This is a genomic window from Butyrivibrio proteoclasticus (assembly GCF_900115735.1).
Taxonomy (GTDB): domain Bacteria; phylum Bacillota; class Clostridia; order Lachnospirales; family Lachnospiraceae; genus Butyrivibrio; species Butyrivibrio proteoclasticus_B.
In genome coordinates this window covers 99,435-111,943 of the sequence record NZ_FOXO01000005.1, presented here as the reverse complement: position 1 = coordinate 111,943, position 12,509 = coordinate 99,435, and the positions used below count along the sequence as shown (strand labels likewise).

Genomic DNA, 12,509 nt, shown 5'->3' with positions numbered 1-12,509 from the left:
ATAGGTTTCTAGTTCTGTATATAAGGCAACTCATTTAGCATATATAATTCTTCATTTTCAATAGTAATATATCTGGCATTTTCGTTCTTTGTAGTCCATTTCTCTCCGTTATAGTTCCAACAGCCGATCATATTACCTGCTACGTCAAATTGAGATAACTGAACATAATACTCACCTGGATAAACATCGAGACAAATTGTATCTCTCCCCTTTTCCGGCCAGGACATAAAAACCATTCCTGTTTTATCAATCATTTCCAGTCTTGTCCTGCTCCAATCAATCCATGGTGGTAAAACAAATAAAATCTGACTTGTTCCAACATCAATATATTCGTAATAATCTTTTGTATTAAGCCATAGATTATTAATACTATCCCCTGCTAACTTCGCTACTTCATCATTACCGGAAAGTCTGCAGGCAAATGGCAACATTTCTGATATATCAAAAAATCCTGTACCAGGTGTCATTGCGTATATAAGACTAAACCAAATTGAGAGGAGTTCATTTGCAGTAAGATCTGAATCAATATACATTTGAAAAAATGCATTTCCTATAAGGCTGCTGTTTATATGTACACCTCCAAGATCATTGAAATCCGCGGGAATTGTCGCAGACGGAACATAGAATACACTTCCCACTCGCGATGGTTGTCCGAAAGCCTCCGGAATGCATAAATCCCTTAACGGTTGCCCGGCATCTTCACCAATATAAAACAGGGCTTTTTCACTACTCTCTATCCCTTCTTTCTCCTCATAATACAGATCAGCGATTTCTCCCATTATGTCACTTATTCCCTCATTGATTGCTCCCATTTCATTCTTATATATAATATCGGTTAAAGCTGCTGATGTTACACCATGAGTATACTCATGAGTTACTACATCAATAGCGTCGGAATAAACATTTGCCTTTGAACAAGCTGCAAAAATTTGTGCATTTTCAGCCTGTCCCAGATATGAGAGATTATCTATAGGATTATGTTGTTCATCACAATAATCCATCAACAATAGTATCGGACCTCCGACTCCGTCAGGTCCATACCAGCCTTCATCAGCATAAAAATCGTAACATTTCACATAATTGTTATATGCTTTTATATACTGAGGATCCCAATCTTTATTGTTGCTTGAGCTTATAACCTTAACCTCATTGTTATACTTAAATTCCCAGTAATCTGCACAAATAATTTTTCTTTCTTTATCCTGCAGATAGTATGTTTGGCCCTTCTTAGCTATTGGTACAGTTACGCTAAAACTTTTTCCCTTATAATTCACATAGGTATCTGTAAAAGAGGTTTCATCCATTGCATCAAACAAACTTTCAATCCCACTTAATTCTCTTTTTCCATCATCCTTAAGATTTACATAGACAGGTCTGTTTCCGATATACTTCCCGTCTCTGGATACATAATGCTCTATACATGGCGTTTCATATGCATCTAGATTTTTGTACGGATTATCCGTAAACACCGTATAAACTTTAGTGGTATATTCCTGACCCGTTACATTATCCGATCGCCTTCTGATTTCCAATTCGGGTTCATCCGTATAAAAAACATAGCTTACATCAGGATTGTTTTCGGAAAGAAATTCTTTTACTACCTCAAGTGCCACCGCCGGTTCAACAGTGTTTTCGCCTGAATCGGAATATGGAATGATGGTTGAAGAAATCCCTTTCATATAGCCATCTTTATCCAATATAAGCTTTACAACATTTGATTCATTGATTGATTCACCCTGTTTCTCTTTAAAAACAACATAAGTATTTCCAAAATCATCTACCAGTAAAAAATACTGTTCAAGATCAATCTCTTTGTCATAACTAATTGCCGGTCTTATCATTTCCATAACTTTGTCATAGTCTTCCGGTGTAAGACACGGTTCCTCACAGATGGTACCCTGCATGAAAGTAATATATCCATATTTGTTAGTTACTATCTTCAGACTATCGCCATTTATTCTATTCAATTCATTAAAAACTTCTTGTGCATCTGCATCATTTTCTGCATTGAATGTTTTCGTACAATATTTATCCTGCAGCTCAAAATCATATATGTATTCATCTTTATAATCTTCTTCATATTCGGAGTCTTCTTCCGACGCCATCTCTTCAAACGCTTCTTCAGAGGAGATTGCATCAACAGCCATTTCATCAACGCTGCTACCACACGCAGAAATAATCAACGAAGGAATAATAAAATATACTATTTTACTGATAATATGTTTATCACTCATCTGATTTACCCTGGGCAATTGCCGTTAAAATGTTTGCTGAAGCGGTTGTAAGTTCCGGTTTGTCATTATTATTTATGACACGTTTTAAATCATCTATTCCCTCATCAACTTTTCCGCAAGATACTCTGCAAATGCCTAAATCATAATAAACTTCTGTATCCTTTTTCCCCTCTTCTATGGCTTTTTCAAAGTCTTCAATAGCCGCCTCATATTCTTCCAAAGCCATATTATCAATACCTCTGTAGAAATAAATCTCACTGTCCTTTGTATGTTCAAGCAATTCGTCTATGTACGCTATGCTTTGCTTATATTCATCCTGATGCATATATGAGAGTGCTGCGATATACTTGCACAGGTTACTATTCTCCTCTATCTCCTTTTGAGTATCGTCTGATACATTTTCTGGCAAATTCAAAATGGTTGGTGAATGCAGATAATCCTCAGAATATTCTGAAGCTGCTTCATATTCACTATTTGCATAAGTTGCTATCGCAAGATGTAGATTAAGCACATCTTCATCTTCCAATCCTGAATACTTTGCCATTTCCAGATCATTTACTGCCTCAGAATAGCTTCCAAGCTGCAAAAATGCCAAACCTCTTACATAGCACAAGGATGGAGACACCTCTTCTTCGTCATAGTACAAAGATGCAATATCAGCTGCTTCTTGATACATTCCGGAATTGTAATAAAGATCACTTAAAATCTCAGCAAGCTCCTTTTTTACGTCTGGATCCTGCTCACTATTTAACGCTTCGTTAGCTTTATCAATTGCCGCCATGTAATCACCTTTATCGACCAACTCCGACAAAGTGGCATAGTCATTGATTTTATCTAAATTATCGTAAACACCTACATCTTCAGCATTATTTTGACTTATTTCTTTTAAGGCATTTTCCGAATCCGAAATATTCTCATACAATGATCTTACCTGTGAACGCATTACACTGTAGCTGATTGCTACAAAGATCATAACAATCGCAAGTGCTCCAGCGAGCAATCGTACCCATTTTTTGTAATACCAACGTACAGTCTTTGAATTAGTTTTTTCGGTTTTTTCAGTATTTTCAAATTCCATTTTGGCCCCCGTTATGGTATATGAATCATCGTTTAACTGTAACATTTGAAACTATTATTCAAAATTCTTTTTAATATTTCGATATTTTATTATCCCATTAAAAATAAAAAAAAACACAAAATGGAACAAACTGTTCCTCTTTACAGTTAATAATTAATCCCTGTTTAATTTTTTATTTACCACATATTTATTTACTCACCCTCAAACCACTACAATCCCGCTTCTGTATAAATACTTCAACTTCTTAACATGAAGCTGCTGCATCCCTCTCTTTTAGCTTTTGTTTATTCTCATACATCTCCTTATCGGCGCGATCAAATATTTCCGAAACGTAATTTAGTCCATAATTGGAGATGTTAACACTAAAATAATGCAATAAAAGAGCTACCACTTGCTAAATTCTCTTTTAGCATGCCAAAAGGTCCCAAAAAGTAGTATTATTAATGTATGTAATATAGTTATCATTTTGACTTGCAAACGATTAAAGGAGCATAGATGAATACCAACAATGCAGTCAATAGCATTACCAAGGGTATAGGACAATTTAACGCTGAAGCCAGTGTCGTAGTAGACGATGCTTCTCCTTTATTTGACATATCTGCATATCCTGAGGATCAGCATGAACTCTTAATTGAGTGCAACAGACGAATTGAAGAGGCTAACAGCAAATACCGTATAGCCAGATATAAAGAGGATATATTTGCCAAGGGATTAAAAGCCGGTATGTACTTCTGTACCTTTGATCGCAACGAAAACCTGCTGAGTTTTGAATTCAACGATGAGACCAGGCAAATGTTGGGCTACGATGGAATCGAAGATCTTCCCAATGAGTTCGACAGTTGGGTCAAAACTCTTGTTCCGCAGGAGCGCGATGACATCGTTAAATTATTCTGGGATTCAATCCGCATTCACCGCGATCTTCCTGATATTACTCACGCAACCTATCGCATGCAAAAGAAAGATGGAAGCATCATCTGGGTCACCGGTGCCGGAAGATTCATAAGACGCCCCGATGATGGCTCTTTGGAAATCTATATGGGATGCTATCGTGATATTACTGCCCACAAAGCACTCAAAGAACATGTAAAAATAATAGAGGCCTTGGGCAGTATCTTCAACTTTTCTTTATATATAGATGTCAGCGATATGAGTTATCATATGATCAGCACCAATGAATATGTTGAGAAGGTTCCAAAAGATCCGGACGCTTTCAAATTTTTAAAAGCAAATGTTGCCTCCTCAGTTGCAGAGAGTTTCCACCAAAGTCTGTATGACTGGCTTGATAAGGATAACATCCTTACCGCTATCAACGAGCATGAATCTACAACAATGGAGTTTTACAGCGAAAGTGCTCATCGCTGGTTCAATGGCGTTTTCATGATTGGTGATCGAAATGAAGATGGCAGCATATCACACATTGTCTATGGTTGCGTGGATACAACAGATGCCAAGCTGCAAAATCTGGAACAGCAGAAAATAATATCAGAATTCGAGTCAGAAATATATATAGATTCTCTATCCAAGGTTCGAAACAGAAAGTTTTTGGATGATAAACTCATCTTTAAACCCTGTAAAGCTGTGGTCATGGGTGATATCGATTTATTTAAAGAAGTCAATGACACTGCCGGTCATCAGAGCGGTGATGAAGCCATCGCAAAAGTCGCAAATATTTTGGAGCATTCCGTACGAAAAGATGATGTAGTCGTACGTTATGGCGGCGATGAATTTATGATGGTCTTCTTTGATATCACTAAACAGGACCTGGAAAATAAGCTTTTACAATTAAAAGAGGCTTTAAAAGATGTTACTATCGATAATAATCCAGAAATCCGTATAACCATGAGTTTCGGTGGTGCCTTCGGAACTGAGCTTGTAGGCAACCTGATCAAAACTGCAGATAAGGCACTCTATGAATCTAAAAAGGTTCGAAATACATATACCGTGATTGAAATATAAGAGAAAAAATGAGTGCATTGGCATTAGTTGCATCGGGAAAAGCTGTCAACCATTTCCTGAAGCTCAACATATCTGTCCATTTTGCGTTCTATTTCAGCATCAACTTCCTCTTTTTCCCTTGTCAAAGCAACAAGTTTTGGATAGTCCGTAGCAGCAACTACTATCTGTGCTTCCAGGTCAGCACTCTTTTCCTCGAGCTTTTCAATTTCTGATTCTATACTATCGTACTCTTTCTGCTCGTTATAGGAGAGCTTGGTTTTCTCACGTGGCGCACGATACTGAGTTTTAGAGGCTTTTGGTTCAGCCTGAGGAACAGATTTCTCACTGGGAGAAACTTCTGTCTGCTTCTTGTGCACCAGATAATCTGAATAACCGCCCTCGCTCTGATAGAGGCTTCCATCTGCTTCAAATGCAAAAATCCTTGTGACAACACGATCCAAAAAGTATCTGTCATGGCTGACAGTAATGATTATTCCGGCAAATCCATCAAGATAATCTTCCAATATTCTAAGAGTCTGTATATCGAGGTCATTAGTAGGCTCATCCAAAATGATCACATTGGGCTGCTCCATCAGTACTCTCAAAAGGTAAAGTCTTCTCTTTTCACCGCCCGAAAGTTTTGAAATCGGTGCATATTGCATATCCGGGCTAAAAAGAAATCTCTCGCACATAACAGATGCAGAAACAAGCCCCTCTGCTGTTCTGATAAATTCTGCAGTATCTTTTATGTAATCAATTACTCTTTTATCCTCATCCAAAGCCTCATTTTCCTGGCCAAAATATCCAATCTTTATGGTCTGACCGATTTCTACTGTGCCACTGTCAGGCGTCACAGTTCCAACAATAGTCTTTAAAAAAGTCGACTTTCCGCATCCATTTGGTCCTATGATCCCGATTCTGTCGAGCTTATTGAAAGTATAGGAAAAATCCCTGAAAAGCGTTTTTCCTTCATAGGACTTTGAAATATTCTCAATTATTATTGTCTTATTCCCCATTCTGCTTGGAAGTGAACTAAGTTCAACCTGTCTCTCCTCCTCAGGGCGCTGTCTGTCCCGAAGTTCCTCAAAGCGCTGAATATGAGCCTTTTGCTTAGTTGAACGGGCTCTCGCGCCTCTTAACATCCATGCAAGATCCTTACGGTAAAGAGCCTGTGCTTTTCGCTCTGCAGCCTGCTCATAATCCAGTCTCTGCTGTTTAAGCTCCAAAAAGCCCGAATAACTGGCTTCATATCTATATGCACTTCCTTTATCTATCTCCAGAATCTGCTTAGTAACTTCATCGAGGAAATATCTGTCATGCGTGACCATAAGAAGCGCACCACGGAAATGCTTAAGGAAATTTTCAAGCCACTCGATCATATCAGAATCCAAGTGGTTTGTAGGCTCATCCAGTATCAAAAGATCTGCCGGAGTCATGATAGCAGCTACAAGTGCAGCTCTCTTTTTCTGACCTCCCGATAATATAGAAGGATCGCACTCCGGATTATCTATGCCAAACTTAGCAAGATTGGCCTTTATCTCACCCATTTTATCCCAGTGGTCGTCGCCATCATAAATCGTATCAGTTATATTTTCCAAAAGAGTCTTGTTCATATCAAACACCGGGTTCTGTGGCAAATATGAAATCCTAAGTCCGTTATTGGCTATAACCTGCCCGCTATCCGGTTCCACTTTGCCTGCCACGATTGCCAGGAGCGTTGATTTACCTGTTCCATTAGTTCCTACAACACCAATCTTGTCAGTGTCATTTATTCCAACGGAAATACCGCTAAGAACCGGTTTTGACATGTATGTTTTTGATATGTTTTCAACATTTAAAATGTTCATAAAAAAGCCTCTGTTTCTTTTAATAATTCTATAAGATACACCTCATATTACTGAATCTCAAACCTAAAGTCCATAAGAAATAAAATCTTGACTCTAAAAAAAAAAATGGCGTATACTCTACAATTAGCATTTATAAAAGGAGGATAATAAACAAATGGATACGATTCAGATACTTAGAGATCTTGTGATCATAATAGTAAGTGCAAAGTTCTTTGGACTTATTGCAAGAAAGCTTCACGCACCGCAGGTTGCCGGTGAGATCATCGCAGGTCTCCTCATAGGACCTACACTTTTTAACCTAGTGGAAGCCGGGGACTTCCTCTCAGGAATGGCTGAGATTGGTGTAATACTGCTTATGTTCAGCGCAGGTCTTGAAACAGACATAGACAAGCTCAAAAAATCAGGTGTAAAGGCAACAATCCTTGCATGCACAGGTGTTGTTGTCCCTCTTGCCTTCGGTACTATTTTGTACATGGCATTTTACGGATTTGCCGCTCCCGGATCTACTGAGTTTACAAAAGCTCTTTTCATAGGAACTATCCTTACAGCTACTTCCGTTAGTATAACAGTTCAGGTGTTAAAAGAACTTGGAAAGATATCTACTGACGTTGGAACTACAATCATGAGTGCAGCTATCATCGATGATGTAATTGGAATTGTTGTTCTTACTGCTGTTCTCGGTCTTAAGGACCCTAACGCAAATCTTGCTGCCGTATGTCTTAAAACAGTTGCTTTCTTTGCGCTTTCAGTAGTGGTTGGAATTGTAATCTTCAAGATCATGAAGAAAATGGAACAGAGATGGCCTCATAACAGAAGAATTCCGATTCTTGGTCTTGCTCTTGCATTTGCAATGGCTTATGTAGCCGATAAATACTTTGGTGTCGCAGATATTACAGGTGCTTATGTAGCCGGTATCATATTGAGCTCACTTCAGACTTCAGATTACATCGACAGAAAGATGGATATCAACTCATATATGATCTTTGGACCAGTATTCTTCGCAAGTGTAGGTCTTCAGACCAATCTGAGAACCGTTGACATGACAATCCTCGCATTCTCAGCTGCTTTTGTTATTGTTGGACTTCTTGGTAAGGTAGTTGGTTGCGGAGTTGTTGCAAAATGCCTTAAATACAATAATTCAGATGCTTTAAAGATTGGGGTAGGTATGATGACAAGAGGTGAAGTAGCCCTTATCGTAGCACAGCGTGGTCTTAAGGCAGATATTGTTGACAGCAGATATTTCACTGCAGTCATTCTTCTTATCATATTGAGTTCAATACTGACACCTATCATTTTGAAAGCCATTTATGCTTCGGATGACCGTTCTGCCATAAAGAATAAATAAGATTTAGTTTTTTTTAATTTTTTTATCATATTTATTTCACATTTTTCCATTGAAAGGAAATACCTAATGATGTAATATACATTGCTGTGCTATTTTTTACAAAAGGAAAAAAGGAATTACTTAAATGGAAAATCAATTATACTCTTATGAAGAAGTTTGTAGTCTTATTCAGGATAAAGGTATGATAATGACTATGATGCGCGATGAAGATCTTAATAAACTCTGTCAGTTTGGTAGCCGCGGATCAATTCTGAATGTTAATACTCTTTTATTTAATCGCTACCAGATCCACGCGAATGAAAAAGACTATAATGCAATCAAGAGAATGGCTGAATCAGAAGGTCTTGCCATTGTTATAAGAGAAAACGAAAAGGACGAGGTAGAGGATGCAATCTCCGGCTATGAAGAGATTGAAAGCAAAGCTATCCTATTTATCAAGAACGGAAACCGAGTGTTACAGCTAAACGATACTGATAAATCACTACCTCATGAGATAGTTTTTTTCACTAATGACAATCTCGATCTTGTACTTGAGTGTCTTTGCGAGAATGACAGCTATAAGCCAAAGCCGAAATCAACTTCACCGGTAGTTAAGGTTGTAAAGCCGGTTGAACCTGAACTTACTGATGATGAGATAAAAGAGATCTTTGCTGAAGGTTGTGAAGTTAATCATAAGACCTACGGCCATGGATTGGTAAAAACTGTATTAAATGGCAAACTCACTGTAGAATTTGATGATTCAGTAGAAAAAATCCTTTCTGCTAAGATTTGCATAAAAAACAAGCTTCTTTCAGTAGTTTGATCATAAAAATGATGGGGTCTGTCGCACTAATTAGTGTGGCAGACCCTTTTATATTTGATGTATATAATATATTTTTTATTTCTGTTAGATATGTTATATATCCAATATATTATTATCTCTATCAGATAGCTTCAAACCCTTTTTCCAAGTTATCAATAAATTTCCATGCAGCTTCTTTTCCGCCTTTAATCTCAAATGTAAAGATAGAAGCTCCTCCATTAGCTGCTAGTGCCTGAATTGTATAAGTTATAGCTGCAGCCCCTGAGGCTACTGCCAATGCTGCGCTTCCACCTTCAAGCGCTGCAACTTTATAGCTTGACCATAAAGTTTATAATTATTTTATTTGTACGTCAGAAAAACTACATGATTGTGTAGTAGTATAAATAGAAATAGATCTAACCGGTTTCAGCACTAACGGGGAGGTGCTAGTATGGCGATGGAAAAATCAGAGCTTAATGTAAAAGGAAAATGTAAAACAATAGACACAGTTAGCTTTAACGGCAAATATATTGATATAGATATAATAAAAAAGCGTATCATATCAGCGGTTGCCATAATTGGCGGTCTCGCATTTGCAGGCGTCGTTATATTCCTGTGAGTTTTTATTTCCCTAAAAGTAAGGCTGAGCGTTAGCTCAGCCTTTTTCTTTAAAAACATCTGTTATTAAAATTTCCTTGAACCCCGCACAAGTAGTGCATATTGTAACTTGATAGTCTGAAATTTCTTTTCTGATAAGATAAAGCTCTTTAGTATAAAACAGATCACTTCCTGATCTTACATCCAGCTCTATATTTAAGGGTTCCATTGAAAGACCTTTTCCATAGTACTTCATAATACTCTCTTTTGCAGTCCAAAGAGCAGTATAGAGAATATCCATATCACCGCCAAGATGCTCCACCTGCATAATTTCACTTTCAGTAAAAACTCTTTTGACAAGCCCTGGCTCAAAGTGGCTCTTTTTCTGAATATCTATTCCTATCTCGTTGTCAGAAACAGCTATTATAGCCCTTTCTCCAGAATGAGAAAGGTTAAAAAACACATCACTTCTCCCCTTTATATAGGGCTTTCCGGCGCCTTTCTCAATAATCTCATAAGAATAGATTCCTTCAGTCTCCAGAGCTTTCTTTAAAAGAATTCCAGCAGCCAGCGATAAGAGCTTATTCTTCTGCGGTTTGAAAGAATCTATTTTTTTCTTTCTTTCAGGTGACATCTGGTCATACCAGTACTCATATACATTATTATCTGAAATACAATTTATATCCACTATATAAATTCTGTTCAAGTCTTACCTTTCTCCCTTATTGCTCCGCTTTCATAGGCTTTTAGCAGGTCTTTGAGGTCTTCTATCTGATTTAGAAGGCTTTTTCCTACATCAGTATCCCTGACCAGTATTCTCTTCTTTGTCTTCTCCGTAATCTGAATCTCAGGCGTGTTCTCCTGTCCCTTTATGAAGGCTTTATGTTTGGCAAGTGCAAGATGATGAGAATTAAATATTAGTGTATATCCTGCAATTCCTGTCTGTTCATGGTAGGCTTTTGAGATTCCACCATCGATTATATATAGTTTACCGCCTGCTTTAACAGGACTCTCACCTTTTTTGGTCTTGACCGGAACATGTCCATTTATAATGTGTGCCCATTCAGGATCAAGCTTGAATTCTCTGAGTATTTTATCAGCATATTCCTCTTTTGCTGAAAATGTATAATAAGGGTTGTGCTTTTCTTCACATAATTCCTTCTCATTTCTCAAAAACAGACGCTCAAAAGTTGATATCTTATCCTTTCCAAACAGCGGTGAATTTGGCCCACACCACAAATACCACATAAGATCAACTGCATCCTGCTTTTTCTCATAATCATCCCTTTGATCAAGAAAATACGCGTCATGAATTTTTACATTTAGGTAATCCATAAGCTCTTTTCCACTAAAACTTCCATCCCGGGTCTTCATGCATGTAAAATTACCCTTATCATCCATAGGAATACAACCATGGAAAAGCAGATTATTATTTATAGACCTGTACATTGCCCCGTGAGAATACAGGAATTTAACATGCTTTGTAAGAACTTGAGAGTGGATGAAACTAAGACGAAGAGTCCTTACAAGCTCTTCCTCACCTTCTGACAGCGCATATGGATCTTTGGGATCTACCGTAGGAAAATTCGTGTCATTAAGTTTATATTTCTTATTACCGACCTTAACAGTCCCCTCACTGTAATCTATCTTATCCAAAAGAAGTCTTTTTTCCAGGCCATATTCCGGGTGCTTTTTGATAAGCTGTCCCTCTAACTTCAACTGAATTATGCTTATAGCCTTATACATCTTTGCAGCAAGTGTTGGATTTACTGAATCATACTTACTCTCATCGAGAATATGCATTTTAAAGCAACTACAAGGATCATTTCTGTAGATTTCTGCAGCAAACATCGAAAGCGGCCTTAAATTTATTCCATAGCCATCTTCCAGGGCATCAAATGAATTGTAACTTATCCCAATCCTGAGCACATTTGCAATGCACGCGGTATTGCCACAAGCTGCTCCCATCCAGTCGATATCGTGGTTTCCCCACTGAATATCCACATCATGAAAATTCATGATTTCTTCCATGACAAGGTCTGGTCTTGCTCCTCTGTCAAAAATATCTCCTATTATGTGGAGTGAATCTATGGTCAGATTCTGTATAAGTTCGCAGAGAGAAATTATGAACTCATCCGCAAAGTCAATCTCTATTATTCCGCTTATTATCTCGTTATAGTAGAGCTTTTTGTTAGAATCGTTCATATCAAGATGCAAAAGTTCATCTATGGCATACGCATAATCTGAAGGCATCTTTTTTCTTACTTTGGATCTTGTATATTTTGAACTTACAACACGGCAGATTGAAATAAGCCTGTTGATAGTTATCTTCTGATGCTCATGTAACTCTTTGGTACTGATTGATTCGTCTCTTCTGATCTTACCTATTACTTCTCGCGGATAATATATGAGGTTTGCCAGCTCAAGCTGCTCTGCCTCAGACATCATGTTCCCAAATGTTTCTTCAATCTTGGCCCTGATAATACCCGAGGAACTCCTTAAGAGGTGCGAAAAAGCCTCATATTCCCCATGGATATCTGAAAAGAAATATTCTGTTCCTTTAGGCAAAGCACATATAGCCCGCAGGTTGATTATCTCTGCAGCTGCTTTCCTTGAGCTTGGAAATTCCTTACTCAGAAGCCTTAAATACTCAATATCTCTCATACTCTCTCCTCTAATAACTCCAGTTTAT

The 12,509-nt window shown here is 37.8% G+C and carries 9 protein-coding genes and 1 pseudogene; 4 read left to right on the top strand and 6 right to left on the bottom strand.

Annotated features, from left to right (window positions below; genetic code table 11):
• Nucleotides 1–8 precede the first annotated feature (8 nt).
• Both BM146_RS04740 and BM146_RS04735 read right to left on the bottom strand, forming a co-directional pair.
• Nucleotides 9–2,234 (bottom strand): M4 family metallopeptidase, encoded by a 2,226-nt coding sequence (locus tag BM146_RS04740; protein WP_074885110.1) that lies wholly within the window; start codon nt 2,232–2,234, stop codon nt 9–11.
• Nucleotides 2,227–3,357, bottom strand: coding sequence for a tetratricopeptide repeat protein (locus tag BM146_RS04735; RefSeq protein WP_207649894.1), 1,131 nt, complete (start codon nt 3,355–3,357; stop codon nt 2,227–2,229). The genes BM146_RS04740 and BM146_RS04735 overlap by 8 nt, the downstream gene beginning before the upstream one ends.
• Nucleotides 3,358–3,807: 450 nt before the next feature.
• Between BM146_RS04735 and BM146_RS04730 the strand changes: the two genes are divergently transcribed.
• Nucleotides 3,808–5,268 (top strand): sensor domain-containing diguanylate cyclase, encoded by a 1,461-nt coding sequence (locus BM146_RS04730; RefSeq protein WP_074885104.1) that lies wholly within the window; start codon nt 3,808–3,810, stop codon nt 5,266–5,268.
• Nucleotides 5,269–5,291: 23 nt separating this feature from the next.
• Here BM146_RS04730 and BM146_RS04725 read toward each other — a convergent pair whose 3' ends face one another.
• A complete protein-coding gene (locus BM146_RS04725; RefSeq protein ID WP_074885100.1) occupies nt 5,292–7,094 on the bottom strand; it encodes an ABC-F family ATP-binding cassette domain-containing protein in 1,803 nt (600 codons plus the stop codon).
• A 154-nt stretch (nt 7,095–7,248) separates the two neighbouring features.
• Between BM146_RS04725 and BM146_RS04720 the strand changes: the two genes are divergently transcribed.
• Nucleotides 7,249–8,439 (top strand): cation:proton antiporter, encoded by a 1,191-nt coding sequence (locus tag BM146_RS04720; RefSeq protein WP_074885097.1) that lies wholly within the window; start codon nt 7,249–7,251, stop codon nt 8,437–8,439.
• Between the two features lie 124 nt (nt 8,440–8,563).
• Entirely contained in the window at nt 8,564–9,241 is a 678-nt protein-coding gene (locus BM146_RS04715; protein WP_074885094.1) for a hypothetical protein, read from the top strand.
• 178 nt (nt 9,242–9,419) lie between these two features.
• Here BM146_RS04715 and BM146_RS20475 read toward each other — a convergent pair.
• Nucleotides 9,420–9,551, bottom strand: a pseudogene (locus BM146_RS20475) (bifunctional O-acetylhomoserine aminocarboxypropyltransferase/cysteine synthase); the annotation flags it as partial.
• A 120-nt stretch (nt 9,552–9,671) separates the two neighbouring features.
• Here BM146_RS20475 and BM146_RS19355 point away from each other — a divergent pair.
• Nucleotides 9,672–9,839, top strand: coding sequence for a hypothetical protein (locus BM146_RS19355; RefSeq protein ID WP_177201591.1), 168 nt, complete (start codon nt 9,672–9,674; stop codon nt 9,837–9,839).
• 36 nt (nt 9,840–9,875) lie between these two features.
• On the opposite strand, the gene BM146_RS04705 is transcribed toward BM146_RS19355, so the two are convergent.
• Together BM146_RS04705 and BM146_RS04700 are read right to left on the bottom strand one after the other, a co-directional pair.
• A complete protein-coding gene (locus tag BM146_RS04705) occupies nt 9,876–10,523 on the bottom strand; it encodes a 4'-phosphopantetheinyl transferase family protein (RefSeq protein WP_074885090.1) in 648 nt (215 codons plus the stop codon).
• A complete protein-coding gene (locus tag BM146_RS04700) occupies nt 10,520–12,481 on the bottom strand; it encodes a fructose-1,6-bisphosphatase (RefSeq protein ID WP_074885087.1) in 1,962 nt (653 codons plus the stop codon). The genes BM146_RS04705 and BM146_RS04700 overlap by 4 nt, the downstream gene beginning before the upstream one ends.
• Nucleotides 12,482–12,509 lie beyond the last annotated feature (28 nt).

Excerpts from the sequence above, each read along its gene's own strand:
- BM146_RS04740 (WP_074885110.1), bottom strand. The coding sequence starts at position 2,234 with ATGAGTGATAAACATATTATCAGTAAAATAGTATATTTTATTATTCCT.
- BM146_RS04735 (WP_207649894.1), bottom strand. The coding sequence starts at position 3,357 with ATGTTACAGTTAAACGATGATTCATATACCATAACGGGGGCCAAAATG.
- BM146_RS04730 (WP_074885104.1), top strand. The coding sequence starts at position 3,808 with ATGAATACCAACAATGCAGTCAATAGCATTACCAAGGGTATAGGACAA.
- BM146_RS04725 (WP_074885100.1), bottom strand. The coding sequence starts at position 7,094 with ATGAACATTTTAAATGTTGAAAACATATCAAAAACATACATGTCAAAA.
- BM146_RS04720 (WP_074885097.1), top strand. The coding sequence starts at position 7,249 with ATGGATACGATTCAGATACTTAGAGATCTTGTGATCATAATAGTAAGT.
- BM146_RS04715 (WP_074885094.1), top strand. The coding sequence starts at position 8,564 with ATGGAAAATCAATTATACTCTTATGAAGAAGTTTGTAGTCTTATTCAG.
- BM146_RS19355 (WP_177201591.1), top strand. The coding sequence starts at position 9,672 with ATGGCGATGGAAAAATCAGAGCTTAATGTAAAAGGAAAATGTAAAACA.
- BM146_RS04700 (WP_074885087.1), bottom strand. The coding sequence starts at position 12,481 with ATGAGAGATATTGAGTATTTAAGGCTTCTGAGTAAGGAATTTCCAAGC.